Origin of the sequence: Methylophilus sp. QUAN (assembly GCF_015354445.1) — a bacterium.
In the GTDB taxonomy this organism is placed as follows: Bacteria; Pseudomonadota; Gammaproteobacteria; order Burkholderiales; family Methylophilaceae; genus Methylophilus.
The window spans coordinates 1-19,871 of the sequence record NZ_JADKYT010000002.1 but is presented as its reverse complement, the minus strand read 5'-3'; the positions used below and the strand labels follow the sequence as shown (position 1 = coordinate 19,871).

The following is a 19,871-nucleotide window of genomic DNA, read 5'->3' as shown; positions in this document are numbered from 1 at the left end:
CCTCGTTTACTTCAGCTAAGCGCTTATTACCAGTCAAAACCCACTTTAAAATGCAGGCGTGTATCACCACTTTCAGCCATCCCTGCTGGCTTGAGTGGCGCAGTGTGTCCATTTTCCAATGTCCAGCTTGATTGCAAGACACGCGCAAAATCCAGGCGCATAAATAAGCCATGCGCTGCCTTCACATCCCAACCCAATCCATATGAGGACAAGATGTATTGCTGGATTTGTGAGAACCGGTCATCGGAAAACGTCGCTGGATCACGCGTTTTAGCGTAGCCGTAATCGTAAAAAGCCAGCAGGCGCATTTCCTTCACCCATGAGCCTGCATACTTTTGCAAAGGTGGGGAGCGCAACTCCATCGTCAGGTTGGTACCCGTATCCCCCAGCGCACTGGACTCGAGGAAGCCGCGCACCGTATCCAAACCACCGATAAAGAATTGCTCGTTGGAAACCAGTGAATCGCCGGTCACTTGCCCGCCTAAAGAGCCATACCATTGCCATTGATAAGGCAAGGTATACGTGTGCTCAAGTTGCCCTCTCAAGTAGGAGAAATTCGACCGTGCTAGGTAACGTCTCTGGGCAAACTCAGCGTCATCGTTAACAAGCGCCTTGGTTGAAAAGACAAAGTTCAGGTCTAACTTGGTGGTACTCTCAGGCATGACCAGATTGCCGGTATAACCGATCATGAAAGGCAGATAAGTAATCGGGTTATTACCCAAGTCCGCGCCTAGTCTGCGCGTGCTTTCTTTAAAGTCTTTGTAATCCGCGCCCAGGGTCAAATTGTGGTTGAAGGATTTAAACGGGCTGGGCATCGGATGGATATAGCGCAAGCCATAAATGTTACCGTTACCGACCACATTCAAATCGCCTACCGCACTGATATCACTTTGAGAAACCACGCCATACATGGCCCAGTAATCTCCAGCGTAAGGAATCACATAGGTGCCCGAAAATACTTTCACCTCGTTGGCATCTTCCGGTGTCACCTGAAAACCTAGACCAATGCTGTGATCGCTCTGCCAGAGATTGTCGTATCTCAAGTTGCCGGAAAGGCGTGTCTTTGTCGTGTTCGGTGTGTACCGGTTGTTGTATTCCATGCTGGCGTGCAAGGGAAACTTGTCATCCACCTTCAAATCCACCTCGACCATGCCTGGTGATTTACCTGGACGCAGCACAGGCGCTACCACACGATCCTGGTTAATATTGACCGAGGCAATTTGTTTTTGCACCGTTGGGAAGTGGGGAACATGTCCCTCTTTGAACTCAGTAACGTTTTGCTTGATTTTGCCCAGAGAGTAATAGCGGGAACCAACCACACTTAAGCGCTCAACCTTCCCTTCCAGAACATCCAGCTTCACGACCCCACCGTTCACCTCTTGCTCGGGAATACTCACGAACACCGTCAGGTAGCCCGCTTCATGAAAGCTTTGCTCCAGCGCACTACGCGCTTTTTCTACATCATCAATCGAGCGATGCTCACCGAGATAGGGATAAACAGCTTTTTCAATCTCTGTCACGCTGAGCACGGAGTTGCCATTGACCACGTATTCAAAAATATCAAACTGGTCTTTAGTGGACACTTCGGCAGCCGCTTGCCCGGGAACCTCTGCTCCCCAACCATTTACAGGCTGCTGGGCGGACTCTGAAGCCTCCTCTGCATGCAATGCAAAAGACCACAGAACACACATACAACTCATCACACGCAGCAACAATCGCAACACCTTTCTTTTTTGGTTCAATCGCCTAAGGCACTTCCTGAGGCTTGCCATTTTGAAAGCGCCGCGTGTCACAAAGATGAAATACGGACTAGTCCGCGGACTTGTTTTGATAGCCCATGTGAGCCATTGTCAGGAGACGCTCAGATGTCTGCGAATTGCGACTGGTTTTTGATTGAACTAGGCAATAAAAAAGCACACCCAGTACGGGTGTGCTTTTAATCAGGCGTCGCAGCTTTTGACTGCTAGTGCTTGAGATTAGAACAATTGTTGTGCTTGGCAGTTGTTACCATTACGTGAGCCTTTAGCAACGATGGTACCAACCGTGCAAGATGAACCGGCAAATGGGTTCAGTGTCAAACCACGCGGTACTTCAGCGCAATCCAGACCAGCAAAAGCACCAACGATTTCGTTGATCACAGTCTCGCCGAATGTACCGGAAGCTGAGTTAGCAACAAAAGATTTCATTTCCATGTGGAAATCGTACAAACCTTGAGCAGCAGTGTAACGTGCGTTAGCATCTGTTGTCTGACCGGAGCCAGCTACTGGCGCTTCTGGGTGAACGTTATCCAACTTGATGTAACGGTAGCCGTTGGATGATGTATCTGTACGCCAGTTGTTTTCCAGAGACAACACACCGATCGCAAAGCCAGCTGTAGACAGCGCAGTTTTTGCGTTACCTGTACCGGAACCTTCTGTGATGATCAAGGTAGGTGTAGAGTCAGCCAGACCTACAGGAGCCAAAGCACCGGCAATCGCAGCATCACCGTTACATGGATTACGCAGGAAAGTTGCATTAGAAGACGCTTGAGTACCTGAAGTTGGCACACGACGTGCCAGATTCAAGGCAGCTGTAGAACCTGGTACCAAGATACCCGCATCAGCAGCAGTACCACTCACGATAGAAGCATACTGCACGTGAGAAATGCTAGGTGCATTGGCTGGCAAGTAATCAGGGTCAGCAGAGTTTGCTGCGGCTACGCTCGCATAGATACCTTGTGCAACTTGCATCGCACGGTACAAGGAAGTTGAAGTAGCGATACCAAATGCTTGACCAACGTTAGCGTTTGACTCAACACCGTAACCATCAACGGATACACCGAACAATGCCGCTTCAACGTCAGAGAAACCACCTGCTGGTTTAACAGTTGCGCCATCAGCAGCAGTTGCTGGAGTCACAATCGCACATGAGCGATAGCTTGCAATTGCAGTTTGACCTGGCAGAGACAAAGAACCAGTTTGAGCCACACAACCAGCGTTAGCACCCAGTTTGCCAATACGGCGCAAATTAGTAGTACCCACTGTGCCATCACCATCAACATCGTTAGGAATGTGTGGTGCGTATGCATTGAAAGAACCGCCATCAATCGTGTGGTAAACCACAGACACTTTACCACCACGTGTACAAGCGTAAGCCAGGAAGTTACTTGCAGCAGAGTTACCTGGTCTTACAGCGGCCGTTGCTGAACCGTTATTGAACACAGACAGAGTGTTTGCATCACAACCAGCAGCAAAGCCTTGGAAAACGTTGTAAGTTGGTGCTGAAGCACCAGATATCCAGGTTTCATTCAATGCACCGTTGCCACGCGCAGTATTGATCTGTGCTTGAGTCACAGGGGCAGCAAACGCTTGACCAGCAAACAGGGTAGCCGCAACAGCCAAGCATACTTTATTAAATTTAAACATTTTTCGCTTCCTTCGATAAAAGATTTGATTAGCGGCCAGTTTGTAAACCGGCCGTTTTTCATGGCTTTTTTAATGTTGTATTAAGCCTTGCGACGACGAGCGACCAAGCCAACGACACCCAGGCCAGCCAGCAACATTGCGTAGCTGTCAGCTTCTGGAACTGGTACCACAAACTCCAAAGCACCATTAGAGTTCATTGTGAACTTGTAGTCACCATGCAAACCCAGTGTGTTAAAAGAAGGGGCAGAAGCTTGTGTCGCGCCCATTTTTTGTTGCACAACAGTCAGGGAAGTATCCAAATTATCCATAGACACATGGCCCTGGCCGTTAATACGACCAGTAGAGCCGTAAGCGACAGCGCGACCTGCATAGGCTTGTGACAGGTTGGTAGCCACGGTGCTTGCACCATTATCCACGGAGTCATGGTTGCTAGAAATCGTACCCAAGCCACCGTTGTTGTTAGTCATGTAGCTGTTGAAGTTAGCAATGGAAGTTTGCAACTGGTTAGAGTTGGTCAAGTTGCTGCCTGATTTGTAAGTAGAAATAATGCCACGGGAATCCAAACCAGTACCGGAACCATCAGCTGCGTAAATCGCCCACTTGGTAGTTGTAGCAGAAGCTGTAGACCAGTAAGCAGTCCATGCATCAGCATAATCGCCAGAAGCCAGATCAAATGTCATTGACTTGGTCAAACCATCCAGTGAAGTTACACCAGTTTTGTGCGTGTCTTCCACCATAGTTTGAAATGAGTCAAAGCTGTAACCCAAATCAAATGTTGCAGACATATTGCTGTTAAAGTCCAGCAAAGTCAGAATCATGCTTGAGCTACCGCTAGGTGCAAATGTCATAGCCGCGTGTGCTGGAATCGTTGCAGCGGACAGAGCCAATGCAGCAACCAATGCTTTTACTTGAAATTTCATAAACTTCTCCTTAATTTTTTGAGCAAACCGATAGAAAGAGCAAACTACTAATACCTGAGCGAATACGATGAAACTCATCCCGAAAAATTATGCGGTCGCTACATGACAGCCTTACTTTGCAAACCTAGTCCATATGGACTAGTCTGGCCGCGCAAAATAGCTGCATAAAAATCCTGAGTAGTTTAGGAACTCAACATGACAGGCTTAAAGTAAAAACTAGTCCGTTCGGACTAGTTAGAGTGATTGCATCAAAGCGGCAAAAATACGGCGGGGAGGTGTTTATTGTTTGCGGGTAATCAGGCCCAGTTTGAGCGCCTTGCTGGCGGCCTGGCTGCGGTTTTCCACATCCAGTTTGCGTAAGATATTTTGTACGTGATTTTTAATGGTGAGTGGGCTGACCTGCATGATGTTACCAATCTCCCAATTGGTTTTGCCGGCCTGCAGCCACTCCAGCACCTCAAGTTCACGCTTGCTTAACGGCTTGATACGGCCATTGCGTGCAGTGGTGGATAGCACGGAGGGGCACTTATTTGCAGTGACTTTGACAATCGCACAGTGCAGATGCGGCATGAGCAACTCCAGCAGGTGAGCAGTTTGCGCATTGGCTGGGGAGCTCAGGCGGCCAAACATGACCATGGTGGCAATGCGGCTATGTTCATTGCCAAAGCCATGCACCACAAAGCGCTTGAGCTCTGAGGCCAGCATGCGCTCAGCCTCCACATGCTCAACAGCATAATGGTTATATTGCTGCGCGGTGAGCTCGGTATGGTAGAACACCGGCATGCCTAGCTTGCTCCAGCGCGTAAAGGCTTCATTCACCAGGCCATCCTCATCATTAAGCACCTGGTCGAATTGGGTATCGCCAAAATAACGGCTGGAGGTCAGGTATTCATAGTCATAACTGGCACGCTCTAAACTACGCACACCAATAATCACCACCTCATGCGCCAATAAACACTGAAAGCCTCGCTGTAGCCAGTTGAAAAGGTGTGAGCGATGCTGCAGACGCAACGACTCCTCAATCACTTCCATAAATAGCGCGCGTTGCTCTTCGTTCAGTGCCAACGTCCACTGGTCGTTGACCTGATCCATCCCTGTTATTGTTGTATCCATGTGTTAACCACATTTATATAAATGCAGCTAGTGTGCTCAGAATTTGTGACAGAAAAATGATTCACACATGTCAGTTGATTGATAAATTCATGACAACGGATTAGCGACATGACTAGGAGGGAAAATTGCCATTTTCTAAACGCCTGGTTTTGTTGCCACGGGCCTGTACAAGCGTGACAATCACATGAATTGCTTGCCCAAGCATGTTTGGCAGCGCATGGCCGCTTGTCTTTGCCGTGTCACATGACTATGACACAATCAGTGCCATCATGAATGCACCCGCTCACAGCTCGCACCGAACCAGACTGGCCCTGTTGCTAGCGACGGCGATCGTTTGTGGTACCGCCGATGCGGAGACAACGGCTGTTGGTTTAACAACACAGATACTCGCCGAACATATCCAGTTGGATAACTCCAGTGACAGTGAATTAGTCATCAGTAATATTGACGCCTCAGAGGCAGCAAATGACGCTTTTGCGCCAGCCCGCGGTCGCCAGTCATCTCAATGGAAAGGCGGTACTGTGCCCTATCAGGCTGAGGTACAGGCTGCCGCCGAAGCCACGCAGATAGAGCCCGCACTGATTCACGCCGTGATTGCCACTGAGTCCGGCTACAACCCCAAGGCGCTATCACGTAAAGGTGCTTATGGCCTGATGCAAGTGCTGCCAGCCACAGCACAAACCATGACCGCCATTCCGGTCAGGCAATGGTCGGTGCCACAGCAGATATTATGGGGTTCACATTATTTAAAGCGCATGCTGGATATGTTTGAAGGCAATGTCACCCTGGCCCTGGCGGCCTACAATGCCGGGCCACAAGCAGTGAAGACCCACCAGCACGCCGTGCCACCTTTTGCCGAAACCAGGCAATATATCCCCAAAGTGCTTGGCTATTACCAAGCGTTCAAAACCAGGCTTGCACCAACAGGTTACGCCAGCCAAGTCAGTAACTGACCTGGTTTAACGATTGACCCACGCCAGCTCAAGGTCAGCCAGGGTATTCGGCTCATACACAAACAACCACTCGCGGTAATGCTTGGCGCCGTGAAAACCTGATTGCGACTCCTGGTAGCCGCTACTGCGTATCGGCGCTAATAAGGACTGGCTATGCACGCCGACAATCCGGCCATCGCGCATGATTAAGGTCATGCCCTGCTTCACAACAAACGGGTCTGCATATAGCTTGCGTAAATGTCGCTTGGGCACGGGGAAACGCTTGTCCTCAATCAATTCCTCTAGCCGTATCGGGTATTGTTTGACTGGCTGCGGGGTCGATTCATAATAACGTCCGATCGCCAACCGGTAAGCTTCGCCGGTCTCCAGCAACAAGGCCTCATTGCTGCGTTGGGATTGCTGCTGCCACATCACAGCCGCCCCTTGCATGCCAATGGCTGCAATCACCAGCGTCACCATCACACCTATGTAAGAAAAACCGCCTTGCCTGCGCATGCCTTCGCTTACCAGTCGGTGTAGGCCGAGCCATCGGCGGCCTGACCGGTCGCGCTGCTGTGCAGGGTATATACGCCGCCCACCACAGGCAACTCCGGCGGCGTAATCACCCAGACATCATTGCGCTCGGCAATCGGGTCCCAGGGTAATTTGTCCAGGTAATGTTTGTCGACCAGCTCCTGCAAGGTGTCCGGATACTGTCCCTGATCGGCATAATATTCATCCAGTGCCTTACGCGTGGTGATCAGTTGCTGTTTGAGTGCCTGCTCCTTGGCGCGTTGCACGCCTGAAAAATAACGCGGCACCGCCAGCGACAACAGCAAAGCCAGAATCGATAGCACCACCAGCAGCTCTACCAGCGTAAAACCACGCCGCTTACCATTGCGCATAAGCTACTCCATTGATGCCGGTTTGCGTGCTTAATGAATACACATCGTAGACATCCTGCGTGTAGCGCGGCTGCTCAGGTGAGCTGTCATAACTGCGTAGCCCCCACGCCTGATTTAAACTGCTAGCGCCCTGATTTTTCATCATCGGGTCTTGAGGAATGTGACGTAAGAAACGTATGCGCTCATGCTTGGCGCTTTTGGCATCCTCCACGCCGTCGACCAGCACCTGCAAATTGGGCGGATAGCCACTGGCATCGGCATTCTTTTTCACCCTGCCCTCATCCGCTGCCTTTTTGTAAGCATCAATCGCGCGCCGCATCTCACGCAAATGCTCGCGCAATTGCTGCTCTTTTTGCCGCTGCACCGTCAGTTGTATCATGGGCGTGGCGATACTGGCCATGATGGCAATAATAGCCAGCGACACCATCAGTTCAATCAGGGTAAATCCAGGCGTGCGTTTCACGTTGCAAACCATCAAGGAATCACCTTGGGGGCCGGTAAGGTGGTTGTGCCCTGCTCCGAAATGCCATTCACATTGTTAGACAAACCCGGCATGGCTGACGCAGGCTGTGTAGACTCATTGTTGGCTGGTGGTGCATCCGGGGCAGGCAAGGCCACCGGCTCAGGGGCTGGCGCAGACTCCGGCGTATCATTACCCGGTACATCTGCAGCATCATTCAACTCGCGCTGACGTTGCAACTGTTGTTCGCGTGCCTGCTGGCCACGTGTGAGTGTGTTGCTCGGCATGCTGTTTAACAGCGGCTTGTCAGAAATCACCGTGTCGGTCCCGCTCCAGTATTCAGAGAAGGTGGCTTCCGGCAAAGTCACATTGCTGATGACTTTGGGCGTGATCGCCAGCACAATTTCGGTTTTATTCTTTTCATCAATATGGCGCGAGAACAAGCGACCCAAAATCGGGATTTCACCCAGGCCCGGTAATTTGTCAGCGTTTTTACGTTCCGAGTCCTGAATCAGGCCTGCCAGAATTTGTGTTTCGCCATGCTTGAGGCGCAACATGGTGGTCGCGTTGCGGGTACCAATGTTATACACCTTGGAGTTATTGCTCAGCGTAATCGCTTCGCCCAGTGAGCTGACTTCCAGGTTGACTTTAATGCTGACAAAATCATCCAGCATCACGCGTGGCTCAACCTCTAGTTTGAGGCCGACATCCACATAAGACACGCTCTCAGACGTCCCCACGTTGGCGGTGGTATTGGTGGTAATCACCGGTACCTTGTTACCCACCAGTACTTTGGCTTTTTCGTTATTTTTTACGCGGATACGCGGATTGGACAACAGGTTCAAATCACTGTCTGTGGTTTTGAATTGCAGGCTAGGATTAGGGCTGACGCCGATATCAGACGATTTGATGCGCTTGAGCGCTTCTAGCGTTAACTGGCTATCGAGTACCGTGAGTGACGATGGGTAGACAATCCCCAACTGGTTCATTTTGCCGCGCGTAATTTCCATCACCTCAATTTCGAGCATGACTTCCGGGTCGGCAATATCCTGCGCCTTGATCATCTTCTCGGCCAGCGCCAGTACTTCCGGCTTGTCTCTGAGCACCAGCATGTTCAGGCGCTCGTCCACATACACATCACGGATTTTCAGAATAGTGCGCAACATATCAGCACATTGCTTGGCACTGGTGTTGGCAAAGTAAAAATTACGGATCAGCAAATCCTGGTAGTCTTTGTTCTTTTGCTGTGTCGCCGGGTACACCAAGGCGCTATTGGCAGACAGCACTTTCTTTTGCAAGCCGTTGCTGGCCAACACCATGTCGATAGCTTCTTCAATCGGCATTTTCTTCACGAACACCGACGCTTTGGTTTCCGGCTTAATGTCTTTATCCAGCACAAAATTCACGCCCGTGGCGCGAGACAAGGCCTCAAACACCACTTTGATATTGGCATCACGCAACTCCAGTGTCACCGGCTTGTTCAAGCTGGTCTGCAATTGCGGCAAGGCTGCACGGGCACGCGGCTCCATGGCGATCAATTGCTTTTCCAGGGCCTGCGCTTCGGCATTGGTCGGTTGCTCCAGCAAGATATCACGCACCTCTTTCAAGGCCTGTTTGGGGCTATCCATATGCTGTTTGACGGCATCCAATTGCTTGCGCAAGGCGACTTCACGCGCACTGGCGTTTTCATAGGCCTGCGCTTTAATATGGTGCGGATCCAGCGTTAAAATACGCGCATACACCTGCTTGGCCGCCGCCATATCTCCTCTGGCATCGGCAGCTTCAGCCTCGGCAGACAGCGCATTAATCGCCTGTTCGCGCTCGCGGAACCAGCGGTTACGCAACACCACATCCGCCGGGCGCTCTGCCACTTGTTGCGCCAACTCATGCACTTTACCTTCTGGTGTGGTCGCAGTGAGTTTAGGCGGAAACAGGCCACACGATGACAACACCCAAGCCGACATGCTGATGGCGATATAACGCGGGATCGCAGTCCGCAAAGGCTGATTTAACTGAAAAGCATTCATTGATTAAGCATTTCTTCCTGATGATTGTTGTCAGCGTCAGCCATCGCCTGGCGCTGGCCAGCTGCTGTCGCTGTTTTGGTTTTGCTCAGTACCACCACCTTATTCAGTGGCACATAGGTGAAATACACAGACTGCATATCCTCACGGTCGAGTCGCCACTGCGCACTGACATTGCTCCCCAGCTTGGGCAGTAGCACTTTTTTCTGCTGCATTAAAATTACCACATCACCGCCTGGCACATCCTGCATGCTGCCCACATAGCTATAAGGCAAAGGGGGTGCCTCAGGCGGTGGCGGTGGTTGCGGCTTGGGCGGCGGTGGCAACCACTCATGTGCCGCAAAAAGGGGATGACTCAGCTTTTTGGCTGGTAACTGGCGTGTGAAATAACTCTCCTCACTGGCAGGCATGGCAGCGACCGAGACTGATGCCGTCGCAGGTGCAACAACGGGCTGACTGTCAGGTGCTTGCGGCATCGCGGCCGCTTCTACGCGCAGCAGGGGGCTGTTCACCCTTGGTTTGGCAGCGACAACGGTAGTCTCAACAGCAACATCCTCTTGCGACCATTGCCAATAGACCAGGCCCAGCGTGAGCAACAGGGCCAGCCACAACAGTGGTCGTGTGGATGGTTTGGATTCAGGCACCATGAGCACGCCCTCCGCGGATAAACACTGAGAACGTCAACGTGGCATCGACAACGGGTTGTAACGTTTCATTTTTACGCAGTTCCAGCCCGGTCAGCGCCATAGAGGGATATTGCCGCAGCACATCCAGGATGAACTGGCGACAAGTCGCGTAGTCGGCCTGAATGGTAAAACGCATATCAAATTGCTGAATGTCATGTGTCGCCGCGTTAGCCTGGTGTGCCTGCCACTGGTAATCGCCCACATTGAGGGCGATCTGCCGTTTTTGCGCCAGGCTAGCAATATGCATCATGCGCGGCGAAAGATCACTAAATGCTGGCAACTGCTGCCAAAGCACTGCCAACTGCACAGAATCATCCGGTAATGACTGTGCTTTAACAGCAGAATCTGGTTTCACCGAGCTTTTTTCTGCGACCACAGGCGCGGCGGCCAGGCGGCGCGCCGCCAGTTGCCGGATGTTTTTTTCTAATGCGTCTATCTTCGCCACCTGCGAAGACTGCTGATGTGATAACACTCCCCACATCAGCAGTAATGCAAGCGATAACACCATGGGCAACCAGCCTAGATACCAGGCAGCGCGGCGCGCCAGCCAGACCACGTACACAGGCGAATGGAAACGTGCTGCCGTCATGGCTGCCAGCCCCCCTGAATCTCAAAACTGACCGGGCGCTGCGGATGGCTCTCGTTGACCTGATGCTTTTGCAGATGTACCTGGCTCAGCACCGGCACCGCCTGCAACTGACTCACATACTTCAATAAATCCTGATAACTCTTAGCCTCGCCTGACAACACAAACTGGCCGCGGTTGGCATCTGGCAACAATTGCAATAAAGCAATCTCCGGCACTTGTTGCGACTCCAGCGCCTGTAGCAAATCGAACCAGCGCACATTGAGCTGTTGCACCATTTTTTCGGCGGCCTTTTGTTGCGGCTGACTGAGGACTGCGACGGCTTGCCTGGCGACCACTTTGCTAACAGACTGATGTACTGCGGTGGTTGCACTTGCTTGTTGTTGCGACAATTGCTGCTGACGTTGCGCCAGCAGCTGCAATTGCGCCTCCGTCTCAGTGAATGCCGCGTACTTGCCAGCGACCAGCACGCTTAATACCGCCACCAGCAAGCCGCCTGGCCAGCGCAACGCCTGCCAGGCAAATACTGGCCGCGAAAATTCCAGTTGGTAATTCGGGTTAGGCCACATGCGCAAGCTCCTGCCGCAATGGGGCAACCGCACGGCTGGATGGCAAGACTTGCCATGACACCTGGCCGGATAATGCCTGTTTTAGGCGGCGTCCAGTCTTTTCCATCACCTGACAACCAGGCTCCAGCAACCAGTAGCACGAGGAAGCCTGCACACCAAGCAAGGTACGTTCGCGCATGAGCCAGGCAGCGATAGTCGCCACGTCAGCCATGTCTGCCGCCAGGCTGGCGACATGGGTCATGCGACCGTGATCCAGTTGCAATAATCGCAGCATCTGTGGCTCAGCCGTCAGCACAGTCCCACTTGCTGGCAAACGCGTATTCGCCCACAAGGCGCTGGCATAAGGCTGCACAGTCCACTGCATGGCATGGCTGGCCAATAATGCATTTATATCCAGGGATGCCAAGGCAGAAATCGCCACCAGCAAGCTGTCTTGCGGCGGTTGGATATCCTGCAAACGGAAAGGCCAGGCTCGTGCCGCTTCACCATAAGTTTGCATCAAGATCGCGCGCGCATAGGCCTGCTGCTCCTGCCCAGACACATCCAGCGACTGCAAGCTTTGCGTCATGGCAGGCAAGCGCAACAGGTGCACATGCTTGTCGGCAATATACACTTCTATCCGCTGCCAACGACTGGCGGGGAGTTGTGACAACAACGCTGGCAGCGCCGCTTGTAAATCGGTGCCGTTCCAGCTGCTTTGCGCGGTCAGGCTACGCGTGCGCAAGCCCGCAGGCCTGTGCTCCGCCAGTAACTGGTCTGCAGTCACCAGCACTTTGGTCAGGCCACACCAGGACCACTCAGGCAATAAACGTGACACGGTTGATCTCCTGTAAGCTGGTCATGCCCTCTGCGGCCGCACTGACGGCAGCCTCGCGAATCGTGCGCATGCCATTTCTGGCCGCCGCTTCTTTTAATTGACGGATTGGCTGCCTGGCGATAATCATCTCGCGCAGCTCATCATTGAGTACCAGCATTTCTGCCACGGCCTTGCGCCCTTTGTAACCAGTGCCGCGGCAATGGCCGCAGCCTTGCGCGTGTTTGAACTGCATGCCAGCAGCCTGCGCTGCAGTCAGGCCAGAAGTGCGTAACATGTCCTCATCCGGCACAAATGGTTCGGCACAATGCGGACACAAGGCGCGCACCAGCCGCTGGGCAACGATGCCATTAACCGCCGACACAAAATGGTAAGGATCGACACCCATATGCATAAAGCGGCCGATCACATCGAGCACGCTGTTGGCGTGCACAGTGGAAAACACCAGGTGGCCGGTGAGCGCCGCCTGCATGGCGATTTGCGCAGTTTCGGCATCACGGATTTCCCCCACCATGATTTTGTCCGGGTCATGGCGCAAAATCGAGCGCAGGCCGCGCGCAAAAGTCAGGCCTTTTTTCTCATTCACCGGGATTTGCAGCACGCCGGGTAATTGATATTCGACCGGGTCTTCAATGGTGATAATTTTGTCAAAACCAGTGTTCACCTCTGAAATCGCCGCATATAAAGAGGTGGTTTTACCACTACCCGTCGGCCCCGTCACCAGCACCATGCCATAAGGCTCGCTGGCCAATTTTCTAAACCTGGCAATCACATCAGCATCAAAACCCAGCGCTTTCAAGCTAAGCCCTTGCGCCTGCTCGGTCAGGGCTTTGCGGTCCAGCACACGCAACACGGCATCCTCACCAAAAGCACTCGGCATGATAGAAACGCGGAAATCAATCAACCTGCCCATGGCGTGCACTTTAAAGCGGCCATCTTGCGGAATGCGACGCTCGGCAATATCCAGTTGCGCCATCACCTTGATACGTGAAATCGCCTGCTCTGCGCTGTCCAGGCCAGGACTGTTGGCAATACTGGCCATCACGCCATCAATGCGGTATTTCACCGCCAGGCCGCCAGGATGCGTTTCCAGGTGGATGTCACTGGCACCGGTTTTCAGCGCGTCATACAAAGTGGAGTTAATCAGTTTGACGATGGGGTTGGCATCTTCGTGAATAGACTTCAACGATAACTGCATGACGACTTCTTCGTCGCCTTCGGCTGCGGCATGCTCCGTCGAGAGCCCGACGCCATCCATGGCGCGCATGGTTTCTTCTTCGCCTGCCAGATAGGCACTAATCTCCAACCGATGCGCCAGGCGCCACTCAAACGGCACTTGCACCGCATGCTGTGCCCACAGTGGCAACTGGCGGTTAAACGGGTCAGCAAACACCAGAATGAGGGTTTGTGCCGCATCATAAAACGCCAGGCATTCTTTCTGCTGTGCCTCGTTATAGCTCACCACGTCAAAGGCCACTTGCCATTCGCGCATGTCACGCATGGTCGCCACCGGATAATGCAACAACTGCGCCAGTTGGCTCACCATCATTTCGCTGTCAGCCGGGACGATGTCTTCCAGCACTTCAATCACGCGGCGTTGTTGTTGCAAAGCCTGTGTTTGCGCAAGGGATAACGAGTCGGCCGAAAGCATGGGCAAAGGCTGGTTCATTGGATTTGCCCCGCCAGTTCGAAAATAGGCATATACAGTAACAACACAACGACGCCGATGACCAGGCCGATAAACAGCATGAGCAAAGGCTCAAACAATTTGGTAAACCAGTCTATCCAGCGCGCCAGTTCTTCATCATAAAAACCGGCAATGCTGTCCATCATCTGCGCCACATTGCCACCACGCTCGCCGACCAGCAGCATACGCTCGCCAATCGGCGTGGTCATTCCGACCGTCTGAAACGCATGGGAGAGCGGCTGCCCCTGGCTAATCATGGTTTGCGCCTGTTGCAGGCTGCGCGCCATGCTACTGTCCAGCAAGCCGCCCAAAGAATCGAGCGCGGTCATAATCGGTGTACCCCCTGCCAGCAACATGCCTAAGGTGCGGTAAAAGCGGGCGAGCTGGTAGAGATGGAGTTTTTCACCAATGGCCGGAATGCGCCAAATGGCTTTGAGCATAGACTGTCGCGTTGCCGGCGTTTTGAAAAGCAACACCAGGCCAACCACCATCGCTGCCAATATCACCAGCATGGTCTCGCCATGTTGCGAAATCAGCGTGCCCCATTGCAACATCACTTTGGACATCCAGGGCAAATCCGCGCCGGTGCCTTCATACACACTACTGAACTTGGGTACGACGAAGCCCATTAAAAAGGCAATCACCAACCCGCCTACCACAATCAATAACATTGGATAAATAGACGCACTGATGATTTTCTTTTTGAGCAATGAGACCTGGTTGTCGTAGGCAATGTAGCGCGTCAAGGCATTGCCCAAATCACCGGTGCGTTCAGCGGCCTTGACGGTAGCGATATAGAGCGGCGGAAACACCGTTGGCTGGCGTTCAAGGGCAGCTGAGAATGATTTGCCTTGCTGCAGCGACTGCAAGATCCCCTGCAACACCGTACGCGTATGATCCTGGCGCAACGCTAGGGCATCAACGGCCTCTACCAGGTTCAAGCCTGAATGCAATAACGCCAGCAACTCTTGGCTGAACAAGGCCAGCGGAAACGCTTCGCGCCTGGAGACCTTGGCCGTTTTTTGCGCATGCAGCGATACTGGCATTAGGCCTTTGGATTTCAATTGCGCGTACGCATCCTGTTCATCGTCGGCCTGCAGTTCCACTATTGCCAGCGTAGAACCATTGAGAACTTTTGCCTGATAATGCATGGCAATTTACCAGTTGGTAATATCCTGTGCTTCGTCGCTGCCGCCAACCTGGCCATCCTTACCCAGACTGAACAAATCATACTCGCCATGTTGGCCTGGTGCACGGTACTGGTAAGGTTTACCCCACGGGTCATTGGGGACTTCTTTTTTCAGGTAGGGGCCGCTCCAGTGTGTATTGTTATCGGCGTTAGTCATCAAGCCCTGCAAGCCTTGTTCTGTACTTGGGTAATGCCCAACATCGAGCCGGAACTGATCCAGTGCCTGCTCCAATGCTGCAATTTGTGCCTTGGCGGTTTTGACTTCAGATTTACCGATCTGCTGAAAATACTTGGGCCCGACATAGCCCGCCAGCAGGCCAATAATGACCATGACGACCAATAACTCCAGTAAGGTAAAACCGCGACTGTTCCGGGCAGAACGACAAGGCATCGCAAACACTCCATGAAAATTTGATGACAATACTAAGCAGATTAGATTGCAGAAAAGTGGCGGCAATATGACAGACTGTCATATTTGTAAGGTTTGATTAAAGCCCGTGACAATGGCGGGCACAATAAAAAAAGCAGCGGCCTAAGCGCACTGCTTTTGTCTGCGATCGCTGAAAGCAAGCCCAGCCAGCAGGCGTGCTTTTGCAGGCTACTCGCCTAAAAACCCACCACTCTGGTGTGCCCACAACTTGGCGTAGATACCCTCTTGTGCGAGCAATTGATGATGCGTGCCCGTTTCGACGATGCGTCCGTGATCCAGCACAATCAGCCTGTCCATGGCAGCAATGGTCGACAAGCGGTGCGCAATGGCGATCACCGTTTTGCCTTCCATCAGTTGGGCAAGGTGATGCTGAATGGCTAACTCAACCTCGGAGTCCAGTGCACTGGTCGCTTCGTCCAGCACCAGTATCGGTGCATTTTTGAGCATAACGCGGGCAATGGCAATGCGCTGGCGTTGGCCGCCAGACAGTTTAACGCCTCGCTCACCCACATGCGCATCATAGCCGGTGCGGCCTTTGGCATCGCGCAGAGTGAGAATAAAGTCATGGGCTTCGGCACGCTTGGCTGCCGTGATCATTTCTTCATCGCTGGCATCCGGGCGCCCATATAGAATATTTTCCCGCACCGAACGATGCAGCAAGGACGTATCCTGGGTCACCATGCCAATATGCTGGCGCAAAGAGTCCTGTTTTACAGTATCAATCGCCTGCCCATCAATACGGATATGCCCGGCCTGGATATCGTAAAAACGCATCAGCAAATTCACCAGTGACGACTTACCGGCGCCAGAACGCCCGACCAGGCCGACGCGCTCGCCCGGCTGAATGTGCAAGTCAAAACCGTGTAGCAAGGGAGGTTGTTTGTCATAAGCAAAATCGACCTGCTGGAACACCACTTCGCCTTTGGGCACATGCAGAGCGACCGCATCAGGCACATCCACCACTTGGTTTTCTACCGACAAGGTATTCATGCCATCCTGTACGGTACCGATTTGCTCATACAGCGAAGTCAGCTCCCACATCACCCAGTGTGAAATCCCGTTCAGGCGCAAACCCATGGCCATCACCGCCGCCACTGCCCCGGCGGCCACCAGGCTTTGTGACCACAGCCACAACACCATGCTGCCGCTGGCAATAATCAAACACATATTCAAGAAATGATTGATGCTCTCGACACCGCTGACCATGCGCATTTGCCCATGTACGGTATCCAGGAACTCTTGCATGGCCGATTGCGCATAACCCGCCTCGCGCCCGGCATGCGAAAATAATTTCACGGTAGAAATATTGGTATACGCATCGGTAATACGGCCCGTCATCATGGCACGTGCATCGGCCTGGCGCTGGGAGACCTTGGCCAGACGCGGAATAAAATACACCAGGGCGCATGCATAGAGTGACAGCCAGCCAAGGAACGGTAGCACCATCCATGGGTGAAAGCTGCCGACCACCGTCACAATCGTGGTGAAATACAGCAGCACATACACCATGATATCGGCCAAAATAAACCAGACCTCACGCACGGCGAGCGCCGTTTGCATGACTTTGGCAGAGACGCGACCGGCGAACTCATCCTGGTAAAAACCCATGCTCTGGTTAAGCATATGCTGATGAAACTGCCAGCGTAAACGCATGGGGAAATTACCCGCCAGCGTCTGGTGCTTGATCAATGTTTGCAACACAATAACCAGCGTACTACCCATTAAAATCGAGGCGACCAGCCACAAGGTGTCATGATGAGTGGTCCATAACTGGCTAGGCGCAATGGCAGTCAATTTATCGACCACTTTGCCCATCAACGCGAACAGTAACGCCTCAAACGAACCAATACAGGCAGTCAGTATCGTCATCGCCAAGATATAGCGGCGCATGCCATACGAGCATGCCCACATAAATGGCCAGAACTTGGTTGGCAGCTGAGAAATAATCTCTCGCGGAAAAGGAGAAATCAGCGTTTCAAAACGGTTAAACAATCGCATGTAAACTACTTGGAATAAATGGTACAAACGGCTTCGGCAGCGATGCCTTCACTACGGCCAGTAAAGCCGAGTTTTTCTGTGGTGGTTGCTTTCACGTTCACCTGATCCAGGGCGACCTGGCAATCAGCCGCAATATTGGCGCACATCTGCGCCGTATGCTTACCCAAGCGTGGCGCTTCGCAAATCACCGTCGCGTCCACATTACCAACCAGATACCCCTTATCGTTGAGCAAGGCCACCACGTGCCGCAACAACTCACGTGAATCTATGCCTTTAAAGCGCATATCGGTTGGTGGAAAATGTTTGCCTATATCGCCCAAGGCCGCAGAGCCGAGCAAGGCATCGCAAATCGCATGCAACAAGACATCGGCATCAGAATGTCCGTCCAGGCCGTGGCTGTGCGGGATATTAACACCACCAATAATACAGTCGCGGCCAGTCACTAGCGCGTGTACATCAAAGCCATGGCCAATTCTAAAGGGGATCATTCTGCATCCTGTTCGCTCTGCGTAGCCTGCATCAACGCCGAGACAACGGCAACATCATGCGGATACGTAATTTTTAAGTTTTTCAAATCACCCAGCACCAGCTTGGGTGAATGGCCTGCCCACTCTATCGCCTGTGCTTCGTCTGTCGGCAGCCGGTGCAAATGTGTAGCCAGTGCCTGCTGCAACATGCCAGCTTTAAACATTTGCGGCGTCTGTGCCTGCCACAATGCTTCACGCGGAATAGTCTCAGCTACATGCTTTTCAGCATCTGCACGCTTCAAAGTGTCTGCCAGAGGCAAGGCAAGCAATCCGCCGACTTCTGCCGGTCCGATCGCATCAATTAAACGCTGCACCATCACCGCATCGACACCAGGACGTGCGGCATCATGGACTAACACCCAATCTTCGCGATCAATATATGACGCCATCGCCTGCAAACCTTGATAGACAGAAGCCGCGCGACTATCGCCACCGCAAGACAATACCAGAGTCTTATGACAGCCTTGCAACAAGTCATCCGACCAATAAGCATCTTCAGATGCAATCACAATAAAAATACGGCTGATGGCAGGTATTGCCTCAAAGGTATCGATAGCGTGACGCAAGATTGGTTTCCCATTGAGCGGCAAATATTGTTTGGGCGCGACACTTTGCATACGCGAGCCACTGCCGGCACTTGGAATCAGGACATGGTATTGAGTCATCCTGTCATTTTATCATGCAGGCATGCACTTCTTTGGCACACTAAGAATCAAGCGGCTGAAATTGCAACAAGTGGCCATCATCATGCTGCTTACCTGCCTTTCTTTGAGGCTTAACGCAACCCCCGTTAAAAAGTCATTCTATAATCAAGCAGCGGTACCCATCATAACAATAGATCTTCGGGAGCGAATCATGAACAATACCAAGGTAATCATTAGCAGCGTCTTATTCTCCCTGTGCGCAACATTAGGCACCAGCTACGCGGACCCGCCTGCCCACGCGCCAGCACATGGCTGGAGGAAGAAACACGACCCTTACTATCGTGGCTATTCAGGCTACCAGTGGCAGCGTGACTATGGCGTCATCAGCGGAGAATGTCAGTGGCAAACCGTCGGCACAGTGACTGGTGGCGTCATCGGCGGCGCAGTGGGCGCCAGCGTCGGTGAAGGCTCAAATAAGCCGATTGCAATTATTCTCGGTTCTGTTATCGGCGCAGTCATTGGCAACCAGATCGGCAAAGCCATTGATAATAATGACAGGGGCTGTATAGGCCACGCCCTCGAACTCGGACGCATAGGGCAACGGGTTCATTGGGTAAATCCTGATAGCCGTATTGAATACAACCTCACGCCAACCGCAGACTTCATGCAAGGTAATCAAAAATGTAAATCTTACCGGCTTGAATGGATAGAACAGGGAAAACGTCAGCAAGCCAGCAATCGCGCCTGCCTGGCAGAACAAGGCCAATGGCAAACGATCAATTAACGGCTGCCTAAGCAAAAAAGCCTCTTGTTAAGAGGCTTTTTTGTATATTTAAGGAGGACATTCTAATGTCCAACCCCATTTTCGTGCAATAAAAAAGGCCTCAACACGCGAGTGTTGAGGCCTTTTTAGAATAGGAGCTTGGGGATGACCTACTTTCGCATACGAAGAGTACACTATCATTGGCGCAAGTTCGTTTCAC

At 52.4% G+C, this 19,871-nt stretch carries 20 protein-coding genes; 2 read left to right on the top strand and 18 right to left on the bottom strand.

The annotated features are described in order from the left end of the window. Positions 1 to 26 precede the first annotated feature (26 nt). The 4 genes from INP79_RS08825 to epsA form a co-directional block, all read right to left on the bottom strand. Positions 27 to 1,691: a ShlB/FhaC/HecB family hemolysin secretion/activation protein gene (locus INP79_RS08825; RefSeq protein WP_228519835.1), complete on the bottom strand. Its 1,665-nt coding sequence runs from the start codon at positions 1,689 to 1,691 to the stop codon at positions 27 to 29. Between the two features lie 285 nt (positions 1,692 to 1,976). After that, the gene (locus INP79_RS08820) at positions 1,977 to 3,404 is read right to left on the bottom strand and encodes a hypothetical protein (RefSeq protein ID WP_194753948.1); all 1,428 of its coding nucleotides are present in this window, start codon (positions 3,402 to 3,404) and stop codon (positions 1,977 to 1,979) included. A gap of 80 nt (positions 3,405 to 3,484) precedes the next feature. Further along, the gene (locus tag INP79_RS08815) at positions 3,485 to 4,324 is read right to left on the bottom strand and encodes a PEP-CTERM sorting domain-containing protein (protein WP_194753947.1); all 840 of its coding nucleotides are present in this window, start codon (positions 4,322 to 4,324) and stop codon (positions 3,485 to 3,487) included. Positions 4,325 to 4,603: 279 nt separating this feature from the next. Beyond that, positions 4,604 to 5,437, bottom strand: coding sequence for an XrtB/PEP-CTERM-associated transcriptional regulator EpsA (gene epsA, locus INP79_RS08810; RefSeq protein WP_228519834.1), 834 nt, complete (start codon positions 5,435 to 5,437; stop codon positions 4,604 to 4,606). A gap of 269 nt (positions 5,438 to 5,706) precedes the next feature. Here epsA and INP79_RS08805 point away from each other — a divergent pair, with 269 nt between their 5' ends. Next, positions 5,707 to 6,390, top strand: coding sequence for a lytic transglycosylase domain-containing protein (locus INP79_RS08805; protein ID WP_228519833.1), 684 nt, complete (start codon positions 5,707 to 5,709; stop codon positions 6,388 to 6,390). Between the two features lie 6 nt (positions 6,391 to 6,396). On the opposite strand, the gene INP79_RS08800 is transcribed toward INP79_RS08805, so the two are convergent. The 14 genes from INP79_RS08800 to ispD all read right to left on the bottom strand — a co-directional run bounded on the left by INP79_RS08800 (position 6,397) and on the right by ispD (position 18,909). Next, on the bottom strand, positions 6,397 to 6,885 hold the full coding sequence (locus INP79_RS08800) for a type II secretion system protein (protein ID WP_194753946.1): 489 nt from the start codon (positions 6,883 to 6,885) through the stop codon (positions 6,397 to 6,399). 8 nt (positions 6,886 to 6,893) lie between these two features. After that, positions 6,894 to 7,274 (bottom strand): type II secretion system protein, encoded by a 381-nt coding sequence (locus INP79_RS08795; protein ID WP_194753945.1) that lies wholly within the window; start codon positions 7,272 to 7,274, stop codon positions 6,894 to 6,896. Then, entirely contained in the window at positions 7,261 to 7,749 is a 489-nt protein-coding gene (locus tag INP79_RS08790; RefSeq protein ID WP_194754524.1) for a type II secretion system protein, read from the bottom strand. Before INP79_RS08790 ends, INP79_RS08795 begins: the two co-directional genes overlap by 14 nt. Beyond that, positions 7,749 to 9,761: a secretin and TonB N-terminal domain-containing protein gene (locus INP79_RS08785; protein ID WP_194753944.1), complete on the bottom strand. Its 2,013-nt coding sequence runs from the start codon at positions 9,759 to 9,761 to the stop codon at positions 7,749 to 7,751. Before INP79_RS08785 ends, INP79_RS08790 begins: the two co-directional genes overlap by 1 nt. Continuing rightward, on the bottom strand, positions 9,758 to 10,405 hold the full coding sequence (locus INP79_RS08780; RefSeq protein WP_194753943.1) for a hypothetical protein: 648 nt from the start codon (positions 10,403 to 10,405) through the stop codon (positions 9,758 to 9,760). The genes INP79_RS08785 and INP79_RS08780 overlap by 4 nt, the downstream gene beginning before the upstream one ends. Then, the gene (locus INP79_RS08775; RefSeq protein WP_194753942.1) at positions 10,395 to 11,033 is read right to left on the bottom strand and encodes a hypothetical protein; all 639 of its coding nucleotides are present in this window, start codon (positions 11,031 to 11,033) and stop codon (positions 10,395 to 10,397) included. Before INP79_RS08775 ends, INP79_RS08780 begins: the two co-directional genes overlap by 11 nt. Next, positions 11,030 to 11,599 (bottom strand): PilN domain-containing protein, encoded by a 570-nt coding sequence (locus INP79_RS08770; protein ID WP_194753941.1) that lies wholly within the window; start codon positions 11,597 to 11,599, stop codon positions 11,030 to 11,032. The genes INP79_RS08775 and INP79_RS08770 overlap by 4 nt, the downstream gene beginning before the upstream one ends. Next, a complete protein-coding gene (locus INP79_RS08765) occupies positions 11,589 to 12,416 on the bottom strand; it encodes a hypothetical protein (protein WP_194753940.1) in 828 nt (275 codons plus the stop codon). The genes INP79_RS08770 and INP79_RS08765 overlap by 11 nt, the downstream gene beginning before the upstream one ends. Continuing rightward, on the bottom strand, positions 12,397 to 14,082 hold the full coding sequence (locus tag INP79_RS08760; protein ID WP_194753939.1) for a GspE/PulE family protein: 1,686 nt from the start codon (positions 14,080 to 14,082) through the stop codon (positions 12,397 to 12,399). The genes INP79_RS08765 and INP79_RS08760 overlap by 20 nt, the downstream gene beginning before the upstream one ends. Further along, positions 14,079 to 15,251, bottom strand: coding sequence for a type II secretion system F family protein (locus INP79_RS08755; protein ID WP_194753938.1), 1,173 nt, complete (start codon positions 15,249 to 15,251; stop codon positions 14,079 to 14,081). The genes INP79_RS08760 and INP79_RS08755 overlap by 4 nt, the downstream gene beginning before the upstream one ends. 6 nt (positions 15,252 to 15,257) lie before the next feature. Further along, positions 15,258 to 15,680: a type II secretion system major pseudopilin GspG gene (gene gspG, locus INP79_RS08750; RefSeq protein ID WP_194753937.1), complete on the bottom strand. Its 423-nt coding sequence runs from the start codon at positions 15,678 to 15,680 to the stop codon at positions 15,258 to 15,260. Positions 15,681 to 15,887: 207 nt separating this feature from the next. Next, positions 15,888 to 17,717, bottom strand: a complete 1,830-nt coding sequence (locus tag INP79_RS08745) for an ABC transporter ATP-binding protein (protein ID WP_194753936.1) — start codon at positions 17,715 to 17,717, stop codon at positions 15,888 to 15,890. A 5-nt stretch (positions 17,718 to 17,722) separates the two neighbouring features. Then, positions 17,723 to 18,205 carry a 2-C-methyl-D-erythritol 2,4-cyclodiphosphate synthase gene (gene ispF, locus INP79_RS08740; protein ID WP_194753935.1) on the bottom strand — a complete coding sequence of 161 codons (483 nt, stop codon included), beginning with the start codon at positions 18,203 to 18,205 and terminating at the stop codon, positions 17,723 to 17,725. Beyond that, a complete protein-coding gene (ispD, locus tag INP79_RS08735) occupies positions 18,202 to 18,909 on the bottom strand; it encodes a 2-C-methyl-D-erythritol 4-phosphate cytidylyltransferase (RefSeq protein ID WP_194753934.1) in 708 nt (235 codons plus the stop codon). The genes ispF and ispD overlap by 4 nt, the downstream gene beginning before the upstream one ends. Positions 18,910 to 19,099: 190 nt before the next feature. Between ispD and INP79_RS08730 the strand changes: the two genes are divergently transcribed. Then, on the top strand, positions 19,100 to 19,672 hold the full coding sequence (locus INP79_RS08730) for a glycine zipper 2TM domain-containing protein (RefSeq protein ID WP_194753933.1): 573 nt from the start codon (positions 19,100 to 19,102) through the stop codon (positions 19,670 to 19,672). Positions 19,673 to 19,871 lie beyond the last annotated feature (199 nt).

What these genes read in the sequence shown, in the direction of transcription:
- INP79_RS08825 (WP_228519835.1), bottom strand. Translation starts at nt 1,691, where the DNA reads ATGTGTGTTCTGTGGTCTTTTGCATTGCATGCAGAGGAGGCTTCAGAG.
- INP79_RS08820 (WP_194753948.1), bottom strand. Translation starts at nt 3,404, where the DNA reads ATGTTTAAATTTAATAAAGTATGCTTGGCTGTTGCGGCTACCCTGTTT.
- INP79_RS08815 (WP_194753947.1), bottom strand. Translation starts at nt 4,324, where the DNA reads ATGAAATTTCAAGTAAAAGCATTGGTTGCTGCATTGGCTCTGTCCGCT.
- epsA (WP_228519834.1), bottom strand. Translation starts at nt 5,437, where the DNA reads ATGGATACAACAATAACAGGGATGGATCAGGTCAACGACCAGTGGACG.
- INP79_RS08805 (WP_228519833.1), top strand. Translation starts at nt 5,707, where the DNA reads ATGAATGCACCCGCTCACAGCTCGCACCGAACCAGACTGGCCCTGTTG.
- INP79_RS08800 (WP_194753946.1), bottom strand. Translation starts at nt 6,885, where the DNA reads ATGCGCAGGCAAGGCGGTTTTTCTTACATAGGTGTGATGGTGACGCTG.
- INP79_RS08795 (WP_194753945.1), bottom strand. Translation starts at nt 7,274, where the DNA reads ATGCGCAATGGTAAGCGGCGTGGTTTTACGCTGGTAGAGCTGCTGGTG.
- INP79_RS08790 (WP_194754524.1), bottom strand. Translation starts at nt 7,749, where the DNA reads ATGGTTTGCAACGTGAAACGCACGCCTGGATTTACCCTGATTGAACTG.
- INP79_RS08785 (WP_194753944.1), bottom strand. Translation starts at nt 9,761, where the DNA reads ATGAATGCTTTTCAGTTAAATCAGCCTTTGCGGACTGCGATCCCGCGT.
- INP79_RS08780 (WP_194753943.1), bottom strand. Translation starts at nt 10,405, where the DNA reads ATGGTGCCTGAATCCAAACCATCCACACGACCACTGTTGTGGCTGGCC.
- INP79_RS08775 (WP_194753942.1), bottom strand. Translation starts at nt 11,033, where the DNA reads ATGACGGCAGCACGTTTCCATTCGCCTGTGTACGTGGTCTGGCTGGCG.
- INP79_RS08770 (WP_194753941.1), bottom strand. Translation starts at nt 11,599, where the DNA reads ATGTGGCCTAACCCGAATTACCAACTGGAATTTTCGCGGCCAGTATTT.
- INP79_RS08760 (WP_194753939.1), bottom strand. Translation starts at nt 14,082, where the DNA reads ATGAACCAGCCTTTGCCCATGCTTTCGGCCGACTCGTTATCCCTTGCG.
- INP79_RS08755 (WP_194753938.1), bottom strand. Translation starts at nt 15,251, where the DNA reads ATGCATTATCAGGCAAAAGTTCTCAATGGTTCTACGCTGGCAATAGTG.
- gspG (WP_194753937.1), bottom strand. Translation starts at nt 15,680, where the DNA reads ATGCCTTGTCGTTCTGCCCGGAACAGTCGCGGTTTTACCTTACTGGAG.
- INP79_RS08745 (WP_194753936.1), bottom strand. Translation starts at nt 17,717, where the DNA reads ATGCGATTGTTTAACCGTTTTGAAACGCTGATTTCTCCTTTTCCGCGA.
- ispF (WP_194753935.1), bottom strand. Translation starts at nt 18,205, where the DNA reads ATGATCCCCTTTAGAATTGGCCATGGCTTTGATGTACACGCGCTAGTG.
- ispD (WP_194753934.1), bottom strand. Translation starts at nt 18,909, where the DNA reads ATGACTCAATACCATGTCCTGATTCCAAGTGCCGGCAGTGGCTCGCGT.
- INP79_RS08730 (WP_194753933.1), top strand. Translation starts at nt 19,100, where the DNA reads ATGAACAATACCAAGGTAATCATTAGCAGCGTCTTATTCTCCCTGTGC.